This window comes from Streptomyces sp. NPDC048623 (genome assembly GCF_040650755.1).
In the GTDB taxonomy this organism is placed as follows: domain Bacteria; phylum Actinomycetota; class Actinomycetes; order Streptomycetales; family Streptomycetaceae; genus Streptomyces.
The window spans coordinates 34,264-53,811 of sequence record NZ_JBEZHV010000025.1 but is presented as its reverse complement, the minus strand read 5'-3'; the positions used below and the strand labels follow the sequence as shown (position 1 = coordinate 53,811).

General features: G+C 73.4%; 16 protein-coding genes and 1 pseudogene. 8 read left to right on the top strand and 9 right to left on the bottom strand.

Annotated elements, in window-relative coordinates; all coding sequences use genetic code 11:
• Nucleotides 1-95 precede the first annotated feature (95 nt).
• Nucleotides 96-1,541, bottom strand: a complete 1,446-nt coding sequence (locus AB0C73_RS29445; protein WP_362536074.1) for an RNB domain-containing ribonuclease — start codon at nt 1,539-1,541, stop codon at nt 96-98.
• Between the two features lie 295 nt (nt 1,542-1,836).
• Nucleotides 1,837-2,901 carry a LacI family DNA-binding transcriptional regulator gene (locus tag AB0C73_RS29440; protein ID WP_362536072.1) on the bottom strand — a complete coding sequence of 355 codons (1,065 nt, stop codon included), beginning with the start codon at nt 2,899-2,901 and terminating at the stop codon, nt 1,837-1,839.
• Nucleotides 2,902-3,074: 173 nt separating this feature from the next.
• Here AB0C73_RS29440 and AB0C73_RS29435 point away from each other — a divergent pair, with 173 nt between their 5' ends.
• Genes AB0C73_RS29435 through AB0C73_RS29420 form a run of 4 tightly spaced genes read left to right on the top strand, consistent with a single transcriptional unit; the run spans nt 3,075 to nt 8,576 of the window.
• Complete coding sequence (locus tag AB0C73_RS29435; protein WP_362536176.1) at nt 3,075-4,391, top strand: extracellular solute-binding protein; 1,317 nt, start codon at nt 3,075-3,077, stop codon at nt 4,389-4,391.
• Between the two features lie 17 nt (nt 4,392-4,408).
• On the top strand, nt 4,409-5,359 hold the full coding sequence (locus AB0C73_RS29430) for a sugar ABC transporter permease (RefSeq protein ID WP_362536070.1): 951 nt from the start codon (nt 4,409-4,411) through the stop codon (nt 5,357-5,359).
• The gene (locus AB0C73_RS29425; RefSeq protein ID WP_362536068.1) at nt 5,359-6,201 is read left to right on the top strand and encodes a carbohydrate ABC transporter permease; all 843 of its coding nucleotides are present in this window, start codon (nt 5,359-5,361) and stop codon (nt 6,199-6,201) included. The genes AB0C73_RS29430 and AB0C73_RS29425 overlap by 1 nt, the downstream gene beginning before the upstream one ends.
• 8 nt (nt 6,202-6,209) lie before the next feature.
• A complete protein-coding gene (locus AB0C73_RS29420; protein WP_362536066.1) occupies nt 6,210-8,576 on the top strand; it encodes a glycoside hydrolase family 3 N-terminal domain-containing protein in 2,367 nt (788 codons plus the stop codon).
• A gap of 100 nt (nt 8,577-8,676) precedes the next feature.
• On the opposite strand, the pseudogene AB0C73_RS29415 reads toward AB0C73_RS29420, so the two are convergent.
• Nucleotides 8,677-9,288 (bottom strand): annotated as a pseudogene (locus AB0C73_RS29415) (polysaccharide deacetylase family protein); the annotation flags it as partial.
• Nucleotides 9,289-9,511: 223 nt separating this feature from the next.
• On the opposite strand from AB0C73_RS29415, the gene yaaA reads away from it, so the two are divergent.
• Both yaaA and eda read left to right on the top strand, forming a co-directional pair.
• A complete protein-coding gene (yaaA, locus tag AB0C73_RS29410; RefSeq protein ID WP_362536064.1) occupies nt 9,512-10,279 on the top strand; it encodes a peroxide stress protein YaaA in 768 nt (255 codons plus the stop codon).
• Between the two features lie 81 nt (nt 10,280-10,360).
• A complete protein-coding gene (gene eda, locus AB0C73_RS29405) occupies nt 10,361-11,011 on the top strand; it encodes a bifunctional 4-hydroxy-2-oxoglutarate aldolase/2-dehydro-3-deoxy-phosphogluconate aldolase (protein ID WP_362536063.1) in 651 nt (216 codons plus the stop codon).
• A gap of 205 nt (nt 11,012-11,216) precedes the next feature.
• Here eda and AB0C73_RS29400 read toward each other — a convergent pair whose 3' ends face one another.
• The 5 genes from AB0C73_RS29400 to AB0C73_RS29380 form a co-directional block, all read right to left on the bottom strand.
• On the bottom strand, nt 11,217-12,089 hold the full coding sequence (locus AB0C73_RS29400; protein ID WP_362536061.1) for a GNAT family N-acetyltransferase: 873 nt from the start codon (nt 12,087-12,089) through the stop codon (nt 11,217-11,219).
• Nucleotides 12,090-12,305: 216 nt separating this feature from the next.
• Nucleotides 12,306-14,081 carry a bifunctional RNase H/acid phosphatase gene (locus AB0C73_RS29395; RefSeq protein WP_362536059.1) on the bottom strand — a complete coding sequence of 592 codons (1,776 nt, stop codon included), beginning with the start codon at nt 14,079-14,081 and terminating at the stop codon, nt 12,306-12,308.
• On the bottom strand, nt 14,081-14,824 hold the full coding sequence (locus AB0C73_RS29390) for a C4-type zinc ribbon domain-containing protein (RefSeq protein WP_362536174.1): 744 nt from the start codon (nt 14,822-14,824) through the stop codon (nt 14,081-14,083). Before AB0C73_RS29390 ends, AB0C73_RS29395 begins: the two co-directional genes overlap by 1 nt.
• On the bottom strand, nt 14,821-15,651 hold the full coding sequence (locus tag AB0C73_RS29385; RefSeq protein ID WP_362536057.1) for a Nif3-like dinuclear metal center hexameric protein: 831 nt from the start codon (nt 15,649-15,651) through the stop codon (nt 14,821-14,823). The genes AB0C73_RS29390 and AB0C73_RS29385 overlap by 4 nt, the downstream gene beginning before the upstream one ends.
• Nucleotides 15,652-15,776: 125 nt before the next feature.
• Nucleotides 15,777-16,844, bottom strand: a complete 1,068-nt coding sequence (locus AB0C73_RS29380) for an iron-siderophore ABC transporter substrate-binding protein (protein WP_362536055.1) — start codon at nt 16,842-16,844, stop codon at nt 15,777-15,779.
• A gap of 255 nt (nt 16,845-17,099) precedes the next feature.
• Here AB0C73_RS29380 and AB0C73_RS29375 point away from each other — a divergent pair, with 255 nt between their 5' ends.
• The gene (locus tag AB0C73_RS29375) at nt 17,100-18,263 is read left to right on the top strand and encodes a hypothetical protein (protein WP_362536053.1); all 1,164 of its coding nucleotides are present in this window, start codon (nt 17,100-17,102) and stop codon (nt 18,261-18,263) included.
• Nucleotides 18,264-18,316: 53 nt separating this feature from the next.
• Nucleotides 18,317-18,439 (top strand): hypothetical protein, encoded by a 123-nt coding sequence (locus tag AB0C73_RS29370; protein WP_362536051.1) that lies wholly within the window; start codon nt 18,317-18,319, stop codon nt 18,437-18,439.
• Between the two features lie 99 nt (nt 18,440-18,538).
• Here AB0C73_RS29370 and AB0C73_RS29365 read toward each other — a convergent pair whose 3' ends face one another.
• On the bottom strand, nt 18,539-19,495 hold the full coding sequence (locus AB0C73_RS29365) for a 3-oxoacyl-ACP reductase (protein WP_362536049.1): 957 nt from the start codon (nt 19,493-19,495) through the stop codon (nt 18,539-18,541).
• Between the last annotated feature and the right edge of the window lie 53 nt (nt 19,496-19,548).

The following is a 19,548-nucleotide window of genomic DNA, read 5'->3' as shown; positions in this document are numbered from 1 at the left end:
CCATGCTACCTGGCATTCCGGGGCGGGCCGGTCAGAGGAAGGCCGCGCGGACGACGCCCGCGCGCTGCACCGGGCCCTGCGGCAGGCACTCGCCCTCACGCCGGGGCGAACAGCACCTTCGACCGTCCCGGATCCGCCTGGGTCAGCCTGACCCGCAGCCACTCCCCCAGCGGCAGCCGCGTCTCGGCGCCGCCCTCGATGCGGGCCACCACCGCGGGGCGTTCCAGGTGCACCGTGCCGACCGCCGGTTCGCGTTCCTTCACGTCGATCACGTACGCGTCGAAGAGCTCGCCGATCCGGCCGCTGAGCAGGGCCGCCTCGACGATGTCGACGCTCTCCCGCTCGACCGTGCCGGCGCGGCGCGCGCCCGAGGCCATCTCGGCGGGCAGGACGGCCAGGGCCGCCCGTACCCACTCCGGCGGCTCGTGCCCGGCCACCGCCGCCACGCACAGCTCTCCCGCGTACCGGTCGACGAGGCGCCGGAGCGGCGCCGTGCAGTGCGTGTACTCGTCGGCGACCGCCGCGTGCATGGCCGGAATCGGTACGTCGCCGTCGGTGAAGACGGTGTAGCCCGCACCGCGCAGCAGTGTCGTGCACTCCTGGAGGAACGCGGCGTGGCGCGGCTCGGTGGGGTCGAGGGAGCGGACCACGTCCGCGTACGAGACATGGTGCGGCCAGTCGACGCCGAGCGCCTGCGCGGAGCGGCGCAGGCGCGCGACGGCGCCGTCCGGGGCGGTGGGGAGCGTGCGCAGGATGCCGGTGCCCGCGGCGGTCATGAGGTCGGCGGCGGCCATGCCGGTGAGCAGCGAGATCTGCGCGTTCCAGCCGTCGGCGGGGAGCGGGGCGCGGTAGGCGAGCGAGTAGGTGTGGTCCCGCTCGATGATCTCCTGTTCGGGGACGTTGAGGGAGATCCCGCCGCGCTCCCCCTCCAGGCGCTCCCGGAGCGTGCCGATCTCGCGGAGCAGCGCGAGCGGTTCCTCGGCGACGCCGGCGTCGATACGGCGCTGCACGCCCGCGTAGTCGAGCTTGGCGCGGCTGCGGACGAGGGCCCGGCGCACGTCGGTGGCGACGCGCCGCCCCTCGGCGTCGAGGTCGATGCGCCAGAGGAGGGCGGGGCGTGGCTCGCCGGGGAGGAGGCTGGCGGCGCCCTCGGAGAGGACGGCGGGGTGGAGGGGGCTCTTGCCGTCGGGGAAGTAGAGGGTGAGGACGCGGCGGTGCGCCTCGGCGTCGAGCGCGCCGCCGGGCGTGATGAACGCGGCGACGTCGGCGATGGCGTAGTGCACGCGGTATCCGCCGCCCGCGCGGCGGGCGAGGTGCATCGCCTGGTCGAGGTCGGTCGACGCCGGCGGGTCGATCGTGAACATCGGCAGGTCGGTCGCGTCCTGCCCGGGCAGCCGGGGCGCCTTGGCCGCGGCCTCCGCCTCGGCCAGCACCCCGGCCGGAAACCCGTCCGGAACCCCCAGCTCGGTACGGAGGGCGCGCAGCGCGGCCCGCAACGGGGCCTCGGCTGCGCCGGTCACGCGAATGTGGCGGCGGGGCATGGACCGAGCGTAGGGCGGCGGCGGGGGCGCGGCACCCCGGGGGGGCGGGTACCCCGGGGGCGCGGCACCCCGGGGGCGGGTACCCGCCCGGTCCTCGGCCTCGCCGGGAGCCCGGCTCGCCTCGGCGCGCCGCGCGCCCGCCGGGGCCGCGGCACGTAGGTACGGGCCGGCATCCGGCCGGGTGCGGCACCGCTCGGCCTTCGGCGAGCCCGGTGCCTCAGCGCGAGCCCGGTGCCTCAGCGCGACCCGGGTACTCGGCCGGTGCGGGTGCGGCGCCCCGGCGCGCGGCGTCCTCTCACCCCATCCCCTGCCCCGGCGGCACCTTCACCGTCACCGTCACCGTCCGCGCCGACGGCGGCGCCGTGCTCTTTCGTACGACGAGACTCGTCGCGAGTTCCATCCGCGTCACCGACGGCTCGCCCGCCCGCAGGCGCAGCAGCATCTGGACCGCCTCCTCGCCCATCTCGCGCAGGGGCTGGTGGACCGTGGTGAGGGCGGGGCTGGACCAGCGGGCGATCATGACGTCGTCGTAGCCGACGACGGAGAGGTCCTCGGGGACGCGCAGGCCGCACACCCGGGCCGCCTCCATGACGCCGAGGGCCTGGAGGTCGCTGCCGGCGAAGACGGCGGTGGGGCGGTCGGGGAGCTGGAGGAGTTCCATCGCGCGGGCGTAGCCGCCCTCGACGTGGAAGTCGCCGAAGCGCACGAGGGACGCGTCGTGGTCCAGGCCGGCCATGTTGAGGGCGGAGCGGTAGCCGTCGAGGCGGGCGAGGGAGCACAGCATGTCCTCGGGGCCGGTGACGATGCCGATGCGCCGGTGGCCGAGGTCGACGAGGTGGCGGGTCGCGGCGACGCCGCCGGACCAGTTGGCCGAGCCCACGGACGGCACGTCCGGTTCGGGGTCGCCCGCCGGGTCGATGATCACGAAGGGGATCGAGCGCGCGCCGAGCTGCTGCTTGACGGCGTCGGGGAGCGAGGAGAACACCAGGATCACGCCGATCGGCCGCCGCTGGAGGACCCCTTCGATCCAGTCCGGCGCGGGCGCGTGCCGGGTGCCGCTCTCGGTGAGGACCACGCTCGCCTGCTGGGCCTTGGCGAGGTTCTCGACGCCCCGGATCAGCTCCATGGACCACACGCTGTCGAGCTCGTGGAAGACGAGTTCGATCAGCGGCGCCTCGCGGGCCGCCCGGGTGGTGCGCCGGTACGAGTGGGTCTCCAGGAGCCGTTCCACCCGCCCGCGGGTGGCCGGTGACACGTCCTGGCGGCCGTTGAGGACTTTCGAAACTGTCGAAAGCGACACCCCGGCCTTCTCCGCCACCTCCGCCAGCGTGATCCGCCTGTTCACCTCGCCATCTCGCATCCGAGCAGCATAGGCACCCCTCTCCGCCCCCAACCGCCCCCGAATAGTCACACTTTGATAACGCGTGACCGAAGGGTTGACCCGCTCGGCGGCCCGACCCTAGCGTCCCGGCCGACATGAAATTTCGGAAACCGGAGCGAAACACTTTCGAAAGGGAGCAGCTCATGGAACCGATGAAGCGACCGCGACGCGCGCAGTTCCTGAGAACCGCCGTCGTCGGTGGGGTCTCGCTCGCCATGGCCCTGTCCCTGGCGGCCTGCGGAGGCGGCTCCTCCGACTCGGCCGGCGGCGACGCGGACACGATCCACGTCCTGGTGTACGGCGACGCCACCAACAAGGTGGAGAAGCAGCTCGTCGACACCTTCAACAAGACGTCGAAGGTCAAGGCGGTCCTCGACACCATCCCCGGCGCCGACTACCAGACCAAGCTGCAGACGCTCATCAGCGGCAAGCAGGCGCCCGACGTGTTCTTCAACTGGGGCGGCGGCAGCATCAAGCCCTACGTCGACGCCGGCCTGCTCCTGCCGCTCGACGACTTCATCGCCAAGGACCCGGGCCTGAAGTCCAACTTCCTGCCCTCGGTCTTCAACACCGCGGTCGTCGACGGAAAGGCGTACGGCGTGCCGATGCGCGGCACCCAGCCCGTCCTGATGTTCCACAACAAGAAGGTCCTGGCCGAGGCCGGCATCACCGCCCCGCGCACCTGGGACGAGCTGCTCGCCGCCGTCAGGACGCTCAAGGCGAAGAAGATCACCCCGATCGCCCTCGGCGGCGGCGACCAGTGGCCCACCCAGATGTGGTTCCAGTACCTCTACGACCGCGTCGCCGGACCCGAGCTCTTCCAGAAGGCCGTGAACGGCGACAAGAGCGCCTGGGCGAGCCCCGACAGCAAGAAGGCCCTCGGCATGATCAGGGAACTGGTCGACGCCGGTGCCTTCGGCACCAACTACGACTCGGTCAAGTTCACCGACGGCGGCTCCCCCGCCCTGCTCGCCACCGGCAAGGCCGCCTTCGAGCTCATGGGCTCCTGGGAGTACTCCACCCTCCAGGACGCGCACCCGGACTTCGTGAAGACGGACCTCGGCTACGGCTCCTTCCCGACCGTCACCGGCGGCAAGGGCAGCCCGGACAACCTCGCCGGCAACACCAACAACTTCTACTCGGTCCTGAAGAAGACCAAGCACCCCGAGGCCGTCGCCGAGTTCCTCAAGCTCATGTACTCGGACGGCTTCGTCAAGGCCCAGCTCGGCATCGGCAACCTGCCCACCACGACCAACACCCCGGCGTTCCTGGACGGTTCCGCCAGCCCCGCGTACTCGAAGTACCAGTACGACCTGGTCGCCAAGGCCCCCGCCTTCCAGCTCTCCTGGGACCAGGCCTACCCGCCCGCCGCGTCCACCGCGATCCACCAGGCCGTCCAGCAGTTCTTCAACGGACAGTCGGACGCGGACGCCTTCATCGCCGCCATGCAGAGCCTGCCGGCGGCCTGACCCCGGGGACGCCTGACATGACAACCCAAGTGGGCCGCACCACCGCTGCGGGCCGCACCACCGCCGTGGGTCACAGCACCACCGTGGGCCGCACCAGCGCTGCCGGCCGCCCGGGCTTCGCCTGGGCGGCGCCCGCCGCAGTCTTCTTCGCCCTGTTCGCCCTCGTACCGCTCGTCCTGGTCGCCGTGCTCTCCTTCACCCGCTGGAACGGGCTCGGCTCCCCCGAGTTCGCCGGCCTGGAGAACTGGGACAAGCTGCTCGACGACCCGGTCATGGTGAAGAGCCTCTGGCTCAGCCTCCTGCTCACCGTCCTCGGCGTCGCCGTCCAGACCCCGATCAGCATCCTGCTCGGTGTCTGGGCGGCCGGCCGCCAGCGCAACCGCGCCGTCCTCTCCGCGATCTACTTCGTCCCGCTCCTGCTGTCCATCACCGCGGTCTCCGTGCTGTGGCGCGCCGTGCTCGACCCCAACTTCGGCGTGCCGTCACAGGCGAAGTGGCTGTTCGGCGACGGCAATCTGCTCGGCATGCAGGCCGGTGCCGTCGGCGTCCTCGTCTTCGTCAGCACCTGGCAGTTCACGCCGCTGCACACGCTGATCTACCAGGGCGCCGCCCGCGCCATACCGCACGTCCTCTACCAGGCCGCCCAGATCGACGGCGCGGGCACCGTCCGCCAGTTCTTCCACATCACCCTGCCGCAGCTGCGCAACAGCATCGTGACCTCGGTGATCCTCATGGTGGTCGGCGGACTCACCACCTTCGACACGGTGCTCATCCTCACCCAGGGCGGACCCGGCACCGACACCACCAACAGCGCGTACTACATGTACCAAAAGGGCTTCAAGAACTTCGACTTCGGCGCGGCCTCCGCCATCGCGCTGCTCCTCGTCCTCGTCGCCACCCTCGTCTCCCTGGTCATGGTCCGCCTGACCGGTTACGACAAGATGCGCAGCACCATGGAGGGCGTGTGATGCGACGATCCCTGCGAGCCCGCCCGATGGCCCGCCCCAACCACCTCGCCGGGTTCGGCTCGCTGCTCTGGCTGTTCGTGGTCGGCCTGCCGCTCTACATCATGCTGGTCGCCACCTTCCAGACCCGCGCCGACTACGCCGCCAACGGCCCGCTGTCCTTCCCCGAGCACATCACCCTCGACAACTACGTCAACGACCTGAGCGACGGCTTCGGGCAGTACTTCCTCAACACGCTGATCGTCACGGTCTGCGTGGTCGGCATCGTCGTGCTGCTCGTGCCACCGCTCGCGTACGCCATCGTCCGCAGCGACGGCAAGGCCTCCGGCCGGGTCTTCCGGCTGTTCCTGCTCGGCCTGGCGATCCCCTCCCAGGCCGTGATCGTCCCGATGTTCTACCTGATCAACGAGGCCGGTCTGTACGACAGTCTCGTCGGCGTCGTGCTGCCGACCGCCGCCTTCGCCATGCCCGTCTGCGCCCTGATCCTCACCGGCGTCATGCGGGACATCTCCCCCGAGCTCTACGAGGCGATGACGCTCGACGGGGCCTCCTCCTGGCGGATCTTCCTCCGGCTGGTCGTCCCGCTCTCCAAGGGCGGTCTGTCCACCATCGTCGTGTTCTCCTCGCTCCAGGCGTGGAACGGCTTCCTGTTCCCGCTCGTCCTCACCCAGTCCACGGAGAGCAAGGTCATCACCATGGGCCTGTACGACTTCCAGACGGAGCACGGTGTGGACATCCCCGCCCTCCTCGCCGCCGTGGTCCTCTCCATGCTTCCCGTCCTGTTCGTGTACCTGTTCGCCCGCCGCGCCCTGATCCAGGGCCTGATGGGAGTCGGAGGAAAGTGACCGTTCCCATGACCGACGACGTGACCGACGCCGTGACCGACGACATGACCGACGACATGACTTCCCGGGTCGACGCGCTGATCCGCGAGATGACCCTCAAGGAGAAGATCGCCCAGCTCTTCGGCGTCTGGGTCGGCGCCTCCGCCGAGGGCGCCGAAGTCGCCCCGTACCAGCACGACATGGAGGAGGCGGTCGACCTCGACGCGCTCCTTCCCGACGGTCTCGGCCAGCTCACCCGCCCCTTCGGCACCGCCCCCGTCGACCCCGCCCTCGGCGCCCTGTCCCTGATGCGGACCCAGGCCCGTATCGCCGCCTCGAACCGCTTCGGCATCCCGGCCCTCGCCCACGAGGAGTGCCTCGCGGGCTTCGCCGCCTGGGGCGCCACCGCCTATCCGGTCCCGCTGTCCTGGGGCGCCGCCTTCGACCCCGCGCTCGTACGGGAGATGGCCGCGGCCATCGGCCGGGACATGCGCGCGGTCGGCGTGCACCAGGGCCTCGCCCCCGTCCTCGACGTCGTCCGCGACGCGCGCTGGGGACGGGTCGAGGAGACCATCGGCGAGGACCCGTACCTGGTCGGGACCATCGCCACCGCCTACGTCCAGGGCCTGGAGTCCGCCGGGATCGTCGCCACCCTCAAGCACTTCGCCGGCTACTCCGCCTCCCGCGCGGGCCGCAACCTCGCCCCCGTCGCCATGGGCGCGCGCGAACGCGCGGACGTGATCCTGCCCCCGTTCGAGATGGCGGTACGGGAGAGCGGCGTCCGGTCCGTCATGCACGCCTACACCGACACCGACGGCATCCCCTCCGCCGCCGACGAGAGGCTGCTCACCGGGCTGCTCCGGGACACCTGGGGCTTCACCGGAACGGTGGTGGCCGACTACTTCGGCATCGCCTTCCTGAAGAACCTCCACGGCGTCGCCGGGTCGTACGGCGAGGCGGCCGGGACCGCGCTCGCCGCCGGCGTCGACGTCGAACTGCCCACCGTCCAGGCCTTCGGCGCCCCGCTCCTCGCCGCGGTCGAGGAGGGCGCCGTGCCCGAGGCGCTCGTCGACCGCGCGGTCCGGCGGGTGCTGCTGCAGAAGGCCGAGGTCGGGCTGCTCGACCCGGACTGGAGCCCGGTCCCGGCGGTGTTGCGCGACGCCGACATCCCGGACAAGCCCGGCCCGCTGCGGGGGACGGTCGACCTGGACCCGGCGGCCAACCGAGCGCTGGCCCGGCGCATCGCCGAACAGGCGGTCGTCCTGCTGCGCAACGACGGCACCCTGCCGCTCGCCCAGCCACCCGTTCCCCGCCGGATCGCGCTCATCGGCCCCAACGCCGAAGCCCCCACGGCCGTCCTCGGCTGCTACTCCTTCCCCGTCCATGTCGGCGCACAGCACCCCGAGCTGCCCCTGGGCATCGAACTCCCCACACTGCACGAGGCCTTGCGGGCGGAGTTCCCCGACGCCGAGATCCTCGTGGCGCCCGGGACCGGGATCGACGACTTCTCGGTGGACGGCTTCGCCGAGGCGGTAGCGCTAGCGCGCGACGCGGACCTCGTGATCGCGGCCCTCGGCGACCGCGCCGGGCTCTTCGGGCGCGGCACCAGCGGCGAGGGCTGCGACGCCGAGTCCCTCGTCCTCCCCGGGGCGCAGCAGGACCTGCTCGACGCGCTCCTCGACTCCGGTACGCCGGTCGTGACGGTGCTCGTCGCCGGCCGGCCGTACGCGCTCGGGCGCGCGGCCGACGAGTCCGCGGCCGTGCTGCAGTCCTTCTTCCCGGGCGAGGCCGGGACGGGCGCCCTCGCCGCCGTGCTCAGCGGCCGGGTCACGCCGAGCGGCCGGCTGCCGGTGAGCGTGCCGCGCCGGCCGGGCGCGCAGCCGTCCACGTACCTGGCCGCCCGGCTCGGCCAGAGCAGCGAGGTGTCCAGCATCGATCCGACGCCGGCGTTCGGCTTCGGGCACGGTCTGACGTACACGAGCTTCGCGTGGAGCGAGCTTGAGGTGGAGCGGGCCGAGGTGCCGACGGACGGCGCGTTCCGGCTCGCCTTCACCGTACGGAACACGGGCGGGCGCGCCGGCACCGAGGTCGTCCAGCTGTATCTGCACGACCCGGTGGCCTCCGTGGTGCAGCCCGTGCAGCGGCTCATCGGGTACGTACGCGTCGATCTGGCGCCCGGGGAGGGGCGGCGGGTGCACGTGGACGTCCCGGCGGACCTGGCCTCGTTCACCGGACGGGCGGGCGTGCGGATCGTGGAGCCGGGCGAGCTGGAGCTGCGGCTGAGCGCGTCGAGCACGGATCCGCGGCTGACCGCGCGGGTGACGCTGACCGGTCCGGTGCGGGAGCTGGACCATCTGCGGCGCCTGCACGCCGACTTCGGGATCCGGACCCTCTGAGGGAGGGGACGAGAAGAGGGCCGGCCCCTCTGAGCGGGGCCGGCTTCTTTCCTTCCCTTCCGTCCCTTCCTTCCCTTACGGGTCAGGCGGCGCTGCCCGTACCGCCGCCGCTGCCGCCGCTGCCACCGCCGGAGCCACCGGAGCCGTCGGGGGCGACGGCGCGGCCGGTCGTCGGCGAGATCATCCCGGCGCGCAGGTTCTTGCTCGCGAGGGTCTGCGCGATCCGCGGGATCGCGGCGAGCGTGTCGGCGGGCCAGTCGTGCATGAGGATCACCTGGCCGTCGGTCATCCGGCCGACCGCCTGGACGATCGCGTCGGCGCTCGCGTTGTTCCAGTCCTGCGAGTCGACGTCCCAGATGATCTCGCGCAGGCCGAACCCGGCCTCCGCCGTCCTGAGCGTCGCGTTCGTCTCCCCGTACGGCGGCCGGAACAGCGTGGGCGCCGCGACCCCGGCCGCGGTGATGGCCTGCTGGGTGCGCTGGATCTCCGCCTCCATCTGCGCCTGGGTCATCGTCGTCATGTGCGGGTGTGTGTAGCTGTGGTTCGCGATCCACATGCCGGCGTCGGCCTGGGCCTTGACCATGGCGGGGTCGGCGGCGGCGTGCGAGCCCTGGTTGAACATGGTGGCCCGCAGGCCGTTCCGCCGCAGCGCGTCGAGCAGCCGGCGCGTGGTCGCGGACGGCCCGTCGTCGAAGGTGAGCGCGACGTATCCGCCGGAGCAGGAGGTGTCACCGTCGCCGAGCCTGGATTTCCACATGGTGTCGCTTCCTCCTCGGGTGCGCCGGCGTCATCACATATCAACACTTTCGACACGGGGGACGAAACCTTCGTGACGCGGGAAGAGAGACCGCTTTCGACCGGCCGGGGCGGAAGCACCTCGTACGCTGGCTCCCTGGGGCCGCACCCCCACCCCGTACGTACGAAGGAGAACCGCCGTGCTCGTCCTGTTGCCGCCCTCCGAAGGAAAGGCCTCCTCGGGGCGCGGGGCGCCGGTCAAGCCGGAAGGCCTTTCGCTGCCGGGGCTCGCGGAGGCGCGGGCGGCCGTGCTCGACGAGCTGGTCGAGCTGTGCGCCGCCGACGAGGAGAAGGCGCGCGAGGTGCTCGGTCTGAGCGAGGGGCTGCGCGGCGAGATCGCCAAGAACACCGAGCTGCGGACGGCCGGCGCGCGGCCCGCCGGGGAGATCTACACCGGCGTCCTCTACGACGCCCTCGGCCTGGCCACGCTCGACGCGGCCGCCCGCAGACGCGCCGGGCGCTCGCTGCTCGTCTTCTCCGGGCTGTGGGGCGCGGTCCGGGTGACGGACCGGATTCCCTCGTACCGCTGCTCGATGGGCGTGAAGCTGCCGGGCCTCGGCGCGCTCGGCGCGCACTGGCGCGGGGCGATGGCCTCGGTGCTGCCAGAGGCGGCGGGCGACGGCCTGGTCCTGGACCTGCGTTCGGCAGCGTACGCGGCGGCGTGGAAGCCGAAGGGCGAGGTGGCGGCGCGGACGGCGACGGTGCGGGTGCTGCACGCGCCGACCCGGAAGGTGGTCAGCCACTTCAACAAGGCGACGAAGGGCCGGATCGTGCGGAGCCTGCTTGAGGCGGGCGCGGCACCGGGCGGGGTGCCGGAGCTGGTGGAGGCGCTGCGCGACCTCGGGTATGTGGTGGAGGAGGGCGGGAAGCCGGGCGCGCTCGACGTCCTGGTCGACGAGATCCACTGACGCGGCTCTTCATACAGGGCTGCGTTGCAGCATGCGCAACGCTCGTTGCGTGGTCTGCCTGCCGTCGGCAGGATGGGGCGCATGACGAGCGTGCTCGATCTTGCCTCCACCGCCGCCGCCTCGGCCGCCCCTGTCGTCCCGGTCGTCGTGATCGAGGACGTGGCCGACGCCGTGCCGCTGGCCCGGGCCCTGGTGGCCGGCGGGCTCCCGCTGATCGAGGTGACCCTGCGCACTCCGGCCGCGCTCGACGCGATCCGCGCGATCGGCGAGGAGGTGCCGGAAGCGGTCGTCGGCGCGGGCACGGTCGTCTCGACGGCCGGCGTCGCGAACGCGGCCGCCGCGGGCGCCCGCTTCCTGGTGAGCCCCGGCTGGACCGGGGGCCTGATCGACGCGATGCGGGGCTCGGGCGTGCCGTTCCTGCCGGGCGTGTCGACGACCTCGGAGGTCGTGGCGCTGCTCGAACGCGGGGTGACGGACCTGAAGTTCTTCCCGGCGGAGGCGGCGGGCGGCGTCCCGTACCTCAGATCCCTCGCGGGCCCGCTCCCCCAGGCCCGCTTCTGCCCGACCGGCGGCATCTCGCTCGCCTCGGCCCCGTCGTACCTCGCCCTGCCGAACGTCGCCTGCGTCGGCGGTACGTGGATGCTGCCCGCCGACGCCCTCGCGGCCCGGGACTGGGCGCGGGTCGAGTCGCTCGCGCGCGAGGCGGCGGGGCTGGCGGGCGCCCGCCCCTAGGGGTGTCTGACAAACCCCGCCCGGCACGCGACGCCCGGCACGCACACGCGCTGCTTCCCCTCGGCCCTGGCGGGCCTGGGGAGGCCCCATGCCGGAGTCATCCAAGTACGTCCAGTACGCGGATGATCCTCCGCCTTGAGCCTGCACGCACCGGACGCCGCGCGCCCCGCCATGCGGGCGGACGACGCTATGTGTCAGACACGGCCTAGGGGGTGTCCGGGTCGCTCCTCCTGCGGAAGGCCACCCGGGTGTGGTCGCCGATCGGCCGGTAACCGAGGCGCTGGTAGAGGGCGTTGCTGGTCGGGTTCGCCAGGTCGGTGAAGAGCAGCACCTGTTCGGCGCCCGCCGCGGCGGCGGCGCCACTGGCCTCGGCGGTCACGGCTCCGGCGTAACCCCGGGCCCGGTGGGCGGGCGGGGTGTAGACGAGCGAGACGCGGGACTGGCCGGCGGCGGGCCGCGAGAAGCCCGCCATCGCGACGGGCGCGCCGTCCTCCTCGTGCCAGAGGAGGAACCGGCTCTCGCCGACCATGGCCTCGACCTGCGCGGAGTAGTCCGCGTCGGGGTCCTCCCCGACGTCCCGGGCGTACGCGCACATCCAGTCGAGGAGCAGCGGTACGTCTCCGGGGCCGGCGGCCCGGGCGGCGCCGCGCGGCGCGGGCCGCGGCGGGGTGAGCGTGCCGAGCCGGAACAGACGCAGGCTCAGCACGGCGCGCGGCTCCCGTCCGGTGGCCGCGGCGAACGGCCCCGCGAACGCCTCGACCGTCCCGGCCTCCCCGCGCGCCTCGCGCACCTCGTGCCCGCGCTCGGGCAGCGCGCGGGCCAGCGCGCCCGGAAGCGCCCGGGCGGCGGCGTCCGCCATCACCCCGAGCACGAGCATCCCGCCCCCGCCGCCGCTCCCGCTCCCGCCCACCAGCAGACAGACCCCACCGACCAGTCCCTCCGCCCTCCACCAGCCCCGGATGCCGGGCGGCCCGTCGAGCAGAGTGAGCACCCCCGTGTTCCGCGCCGGTTCGGCGTCCACGTACGCCCGGACGGCGGCCGGAAGGCCCGCCGCTTCGGCGGTGAAGTGCCAGCTCATGCGCCGATGTTGGTACGGCGGGGGGGCCTGGGTCCAGCGCTTTTCGCACGGGCCTCGGGGGGCCGGCCCGGCCCGGTGGACCGAGGCCGGACGGGCCTCGGAGTCCTGGCGCCTGGGGCCTCCCCGGGGCCGCCGGGGCCCGCCGGGGCGTGGGGGCACCTCGGCCGCCAGGGCCGAGGGGCCGGGCCCGACCGTGATCCGCGGACCGAGGCAGCCCTACCGCAGGTGGGAGGTGTCGTTGAAGAGGCGTACGGACGCGTTGCCGTCCGCGTAGTAGGCCACCGCCGAGATCGAGGCGGCGGACAGTTCCATCCGGAACAGCGACTCCGGCGGGGCGCCGAGGGCGAGCCGGACCAGGGTCTTGATGGGCGTCACGTGGGTGACGAGCAGCACCGTGCGGCCCGCGTGCGCGGCGGCCAGCCGGTCCCGGGTGGTGGCGACCCGGCGCGCCACGGTCGCGAAGCTCTCGCCGCCGCCGGTCGGCGCGGCCTTCGGCGAGGCCAGCCACGCGTCCAGGTCGTCCTTGTACCGCTCCCGCACCTCGGCGAAGGTCAGCCCCTCCCAGGCCCCGAAGTCGGTCTCCCGCAGCCCGTGCTCGATCCGCACGTCCAGGCCCAGGCGGGCGGCGACCGCCTGCGCGGTCTGCACACAGCGGGTCAGCGGCGAACTGACGATCTCCTGCACGGTCCCGCGCGCGGCCAGCGCCGCCGCGACGGCCTCCGCCTGCCGCAGCCCGGCCGTCGACAGTTCGGGGTCGGACCCCCCGCTCCCCGAGAACCGCTTCTCGGGCGTCAGCGCCGTCTCCCCGTGCCGCAACAGCACGAACGTCGCCGGCGCCCCCATGTCGGGCGCGGACCAGCCGGGGGTGGTGGGGGCGGGGGCCTGGGCGGCCGGTGTCCCTGCCGCCGTTCCCGCGCCCGCGCCCTCGGCCGTGCCGGCCGCCGTGCCAAGCCCGCCGGCGCCCGGGCCCGGAGCCGTAGCGGCACCGGCCGCGCGGCCCGCCGTCGGAACCCCCGCCTCGGGCAGCTCCGCGCCCTGCGCCTGAGGCGTCGCCCCACCGACAGCGCCTGCGCCACCGGCCTCGGGACCCGCCGCCCCGACCGTACCTGCGCCACCGGCCTCGCGGCCCGCCGCCCCAGCCGTACCTGCGCCACCAGCCTCAGGACCCGGCGCCCCGACCGTACCTGCGCCACCGACCGCGCCTGCGCCACCGGCCTCAGGACCCGGCGCCCCGGCCGCGCCAGCGGCAGCGGCCTCGCGGGCCGCATGGCCCGTCGGGGCCCGGCGGCCCGCCTCCGCCTCGAAGTCGCCGCTCGCGGCCGCCTCTCGGTCGGCCTCCGCCGCTGCCGAGAGCGACGCGCGGGCCTGGGCCGCGAGGGTCTCGTCGGGGGCGAACAGTCCCTCGGGCTCCGGCACAGGGCGAACACCGGCACCCGCGCCCGCCAGAGCGGCCCTGGCCCGGGCCGCGCCCGCCGTCGCGTCGCCCGCGGCCGCACGCGCCGCCGCGAGGTCGGCCGCGTGGTCGACGGCCGCGGCCGAGACGGACGGGGACCACTGCTCGCCGCGCCGCCCCGCGTCCATCGCCTCGTTGGCGAGCCGGTCCGCGTGCTTGTTGCGCTCGCGCGGGATCCACTCGTAGCGCACACGGCCCGCCGGGAAGACCCGGGCGGCCTCGGCGGCCAGGGGCTTCATGTCGGGGTGCTTGATCTTCCAGCGGCCGGACATCTGCTCGACGACCAGCTTGGAGTCCATGCGGACATGCACGGCGGCGTCCGGGAAGAGCTCCAGGGCCGCCCGCAGGCCGGCCACCAGGCCCTTGTACTCGGCCACGTTGTTCGTCGCGACGCCGATGTACTCGGCGCGCTCCGCGAGCGTCTCGCCCGTCGCCGGATCCAGGACCACGGCGCCGTAACCGGCGGGTCCCGGGTTGCCCCGGGAACCCCCGTCGGCCTCGACGATCAGCTCACGCACCCCGCCGCCGCCCGTGCTCATTACAGACCGGACTCCGACGTACGGACCAGGATCCGGCGGCAGTTCTCGCAGCGCACGACCGCGTCGGCGGCCGCCGCCCGCACCTCGTTGAGCTCGGTGATGTTGAGCTCGATGTGGCAGCCCTCGCACTTGCGCTGGTACAGCCGGGCCGCGCCGACGCCGCCCTGCTGCTCGCGCAGCTTCTCGTACAGCTTCAGCAGGTCGGCCGGGACGGAACCGGCCACCAGCTCGCGCTCCTTGGCGACGGTCGCGGACTCGGCGTCCAGCTCGGCCTGGGCGGCGTCGCGGCGGGCGACCGCGTCGTCGGCCTTGGCCTGGACGGCGGAGACCCGGCCGGTCAGCTCGGTGACCCGCTCCTGCGCGGACTCACGGCGCTCCATGACCTCCAGGACGATCTCCTCGAGGTCGCCCTGGCGCTTGGCGAGCGAGGTGATCTCGCGCTGGAGGTTCTCCAGGTCCTTCGGGGAGGACACGGCACCGGAGTCGAGGCGCTGCTGGTCGCGGGTGGCGCGCTGGCGCACCTGGTCCACGTCCTGCTCCGCCTTGGTCTGCTCGCGGGCGCAGTCGCTCTCCTCGGTCTGCGCGGCGACGAGCAGGTCGCGCAGCTGGGTGAGGTCCTTGTTCAGCGACTCGATCTCGGCGTGCTCGGGCAGCGACTTGCGCTTGTGCGCGATCTGCTGGAGGCGCACGTCAAGGGCCTGGACGTCGAGGAGTCGGATCTGGTCGGCGGGCGCGGCGTTCAGTTGGGGGCTCCAGAAGAGGTGTGGTGGGAGGACCAGGGGTCGGTGACCGTCGTCGAGACATGGACCCGGAGGTCCCAGCCGTGACGGTCGGAGATCGTGTCGAGCTGGGCGGCGGCCTGCTCGCACCAGGGCCACTCGGTGGCCCAGTGAGCGGCGTCGACGAGCCCGAGGGGGCCCGACAGCGTCGAGTGCTGGGTGGCCTCGGAGGCCGGGTGGTGGCGCAGGTCGGCGGTGAGGAACGCGTCCACACCGGCGGCCCGCACGGCGCCGAAGAGGCTGTCGCCGGAGCCGCCGCTGACGGCGACCCGGCGCAGCGGCATGTCCGGGTCGCCGGCGACCCGGATGCCCTGCGCGGTGGCGGGCAGCCGCTTGGCGGCCCGCGCCGCGAACTCGGCCAGGGTCTCGGGCTGGTCCAGCTCGCAGATCCGGCCGAGCCCGTTCTCCGGGACCAGGGGTCCGGTGACGCGCAGGTCGAGGGCGCCGGCGAGGGCGTCGGAGACACCGGGGTCGGCGGTGTCGGCGTTGGTGTGCGCCACGTGCAGGGCGATGTCGTGCTTGATCAGGGTGTGCACGACCCGGCCCTTGAAGTGGGAGGCGGCGACGGTGGTGGTGCCGCGCAGATAGAGCGGGTGGTGGGTGACGATCAGGTCGGCGCCGAGGCGGATCGCCTCCTCGGCGATCTCCTGGACGGGGTCGACCGCGAACAGGACACGGGTGACCTCGGCGTCGGGGTCGCCGCAGACCGTGCCGACGGCGTCCCACGACTCGGCTCGCTCCGGTGGCCAGAGGGCGTCGAGCTCGGCGATGACTTCAGAGAGACGGGGCACGGAGGAAAGGCTACCTGTCCCCCGCGCCCCGCCGTTCTGGCCTGTGGACAACCCGCTCTGTGAACCACCCTGGCCTTGTGGACAACCCGGTCCCACGAACGGGCCCGGTCCTGCGGATCCAGGTACTACTTCTTCACCAGGTCCGCGCGCAGGTCGTCGAGCACGCTGTTCGCCGCCGTCACGCCCAGGCCCAGGTACCAGGTCTCGTCCGGCACGTCCTTGGCCTGGCCGGCCCTGACCGCCTTGAGGTTCTTCCAGAGCGGGTTGGCCCGGGCGGTGTCGCGCTTGGTCGCCTTGGGGTCGCCGTACACGCCGGTGAAGATCCAGTCGCCGTCGGCCTGGTCGATCTTCTCCGGGCTGACCTCGACGGCGAGGTCGTTCACCTGCTGGTTCACCGGCCGCGGCAGGCCGGCGTCGTCCAGGATGGTGCCGATGAAGGAGGCCTTCGCGTAGAGGCGGATCTTGCCCGGGAGGTAGCGGACCATAGAGACAGTCGGCTTGTTCGGGCCGATGTCCGTACCCAGCTGCCGCGCCTTCGTCTCGTACGCCGCGAGCTTCGCCTTCGCCTCGGCGGTCCTGTCCAGCGCGGCAGCGTTGAGCAGGTAGTTCTCCTTCCAGGTGAAGCCGGGGCGGATGGAGAAGACGGTCGGCGCGATCTTCGACAGCTCGTCGTACTTGTCGGCGGCGCGCAGCTGGCTGCCGAGGATGAGGTCGGGCTGGAGGTTGGCGATGGCCTCCAGGTTGAGGTTGTTGATGGTGCCGACGGACTTGGGCTGCCCGGCGTCCTTCTTCAGGTAGCCGGGGATGCCGTCGTCGCCCTCGGAGGGGGCGTAGCCGACGGGCTTGATGCCGAGGGAGACCACGTTGTCGAACTCGCCGACGTCGAGGACGACGACCCGCTTGGGCGCGGCCTTGAGCTCGGTGGTGCCGAGCGCGTGGGTGAGGGTGCGCGGGAACTGGCCGGGCTTGGCGTCGGTGCCCATGGCGGCGGTCCTGGCGGCGGCGTCGCCGAAGTCCTTGCCGCCGACGGCGACGTCCTTCTTCTTGCCGCTCTCGTCCTTCTTGGCGCCGTCCGAGCCGCCCGAGCCGCCCGAGGAGCCGGCACCGCCTCCGCAGGCCGCGAGAAAGAGCGCGGCGGCGACGCCGAGGGCGGCGGCTGCGGTGCCGCGGCTGGCGGGACGGCGAAGGGACATGGCGGGTCTCCGGTCTCCTGTACGCGTACGGGGTGGGCGGCGCCACCGCGTGAACGGCAGCAGGCGACCCGTCGATGGAGTCCCAGCCTCCACTTAGGGTCGCCTTACCTTACCTACCTCTGACCCCACCGGCACACCCCGCCCCCGGCGTTCGACGGATCCCCGGAACCGCCACCCATTGGGGTGAAGTGAGGTGACTCGTGTTGTTCGGCTGGAAGTGCGAAAACTAGCTTCGTAGCCGGAGGTGACGATCCGATGACAGCCTGTGCCATCGAAGCCCCCGCCGCGGACGGTGACGCGGTGTGGCCCACGGGATTCACGATCACCGCGAACGGCGCCTACGCGGCGCGGCTCGCCGGGACCGGCGACGCCCTGTTCGTGGAGCGCTGGACCCTGGACGGCCCCGAGCCCTACGCCGTACCCCTGCCGCTCGCCCAGCCCGAGGAGCCCGGCGCGATGCTGGCGCCGCTGGCGGACGGACGGGTCCTCATCGGCCGCGCCGTCGACGGGCGCCGCCACACGTTCTCGCTGCTGTACCCCACAGGACCGGACACCGGCGAGCTCTCCCTCGGCTCCGTCGAGGCCCCCGCCCCCGGCACCCTGACCCTGCTGCCGCCCTCCCCCGACGGCATCTGCGCCTACGCGATGTGCGTCGGGGCGGACACCACCACGGGGGCGGTCACCACCACGCTGTGGCTGGTCGCGGGCGGCGCCTTCGGCCCGGAGAAGGTCGCCGAGATCCGCGGCCGCTGCTCGGGCGGGGTGTGGCTGGACCGTACGGGCCGGATGCTCGCGCTCGACCGGCAGCTCGACGGCGGCCCGGTCAAGGCCGTCGCGATCGACCTGGAGCGCGGTGGCGAGGTCACGCCACTGCTCCAGATCACCGAGGACAGCGACGACCGGCTGCTGCTCGCCGACCCCGACAGCGGCCTGCTCCTGCTCCGCTCCGACGCGCCCTCGCCCGGTCACGAGCGGCTCGGCTGGGGAGTACTCGGCAGCCTGCTGCCGGTGCGCTTCCCCGAGTGCCTGCGGCTCGACGACGCGGCGGTGACGCCGTTCGCCGTCCAGCCGGGGCAGGTCCTGATGCCGGAGAGCTGCGGCGTCGCCCTGCGGATCGACGCGGCGGCCGGCAGCTGGGTGGGCCTGTGGCGGCCCTCCTCGCGCCGGATGCACCAGCTCGCCGCCCCCGTGGGCTGGCTGGCCGGTACGGGCCTGTGGACGGCCTCCGGCGTGCTCCGCCTCCCGTACGCGACCCCCGCCGCGCCCTGCGGCCTCGCCGCCCTGGAGGAGCCGGCCGAGCCGGAGCCGGAACCGGAACCGGTGGCCCCGGCGGCCAACGCCGAGGCGAAGGTGTGCCGGCCCGTGCCACTCCGGGAGGCGCCGCTGACGGACCGTAGACAAGCGGACCGAACGGGCTGACTAGACTCTCCGAGCCGCATCAGCAAGAGCGACGTTTACGGGGTGAGTTCCACATGAGCGACACGCATCCGCAGGACCACGACAACTCGGGCAGGCACCGTGGACCGGCCGCACCGGCGGAGGACTCCTCGTCCTCCCCGCACGGCCGCCACCGGCGCGAACCCGAGGCGCAGTGAACGAACGGTGAGCAGGTGAACGGCCCCCGGACGACGAGTCCAGGGGCCGTTCACGTTCCCCCGCCACACCCCCATGGGGTCGGTTCGCCGACGGACGCGTCAGCCCTTCTTCAGGCCGAGCACCTCCGCCGCCGCGAAGGTCTCCCCGGCCGGGCGGCCCGCGTAGTGCGGGGTGAGCAGCCCGTCCAGTTCCTCGTACGTGAAGACGTCCTTGGCCGTGTCGAACTTGGCGGCCACCCTGGGCCGGTCCACGACCGCCACCATGCCACCGTGCACCACCAGCAGCTGCCCGTTGACACCGGCCGCCGCCGGGGAGGCGAGGTAGCCGACGAGCGGCGCCACGTGCTCCGGCGACAGCGGGTCGAGCTCGTCCTCGGCGGTCGGATGACCGAAGCCGGCGAACACGTCTTCGGTCATCCGGGTGCGGGCGCGCGGGCAGATGGCGTTGGCGGTGACCCCGTACTTCGCGAGGGCGAGCGCCGTGGAGGTGGTCAGGCCGACGATGCCGCCCTTGGCGGCCGCGTAGTTGGGCTGACCGGCCGAACCGGCGAGGAAGGCCTCGGAGGACGTGTTGACGATCCGACCGTAGACGCCGGTCTCGCCCGCCTTGGCCCGGGCCCGCCAGTGCGCGGCGGCGAAGTGGGTGGTGTTGAAGTGGCCCTTGAGGTGGACCCGGATGACCGAGTCCCACTCGTCCTCGCTCATCGAGAAGACCATCCGGTCGCGCAGGATGCCCGCGTTGTTGACCAGGACGTCCAGCATCCCGAACTCGGCCACGGCCAGGTCGACCAGGCCGCGCGCGGTCTCGAAGTCGGCGACGTCGCCGAGGTGGGCGACGGCCCGGCCGCCCGCCGCGCGGATCTCCGCGGCGACCTCCTCGGCGGGCGCCGCCGAGGCCGCGCCGGAGCCGTCCCGGCCGGGCTGCCCGTAGTCGTTGACGACCACGGCCGCGCCGAGCCGGGCCAGTTCCAGGGCCTCGGCCCGGCCGAGGCCGCGGCCGGCGCCGGTGACGATCGCGCTCAGCCCCTCAAGAGGCGGTGACGTGGGCAGTGACATGGGTCGGAGTCCTCTCTCAGATCACGATGCTCAGATCTCGACGGGGATCTCGG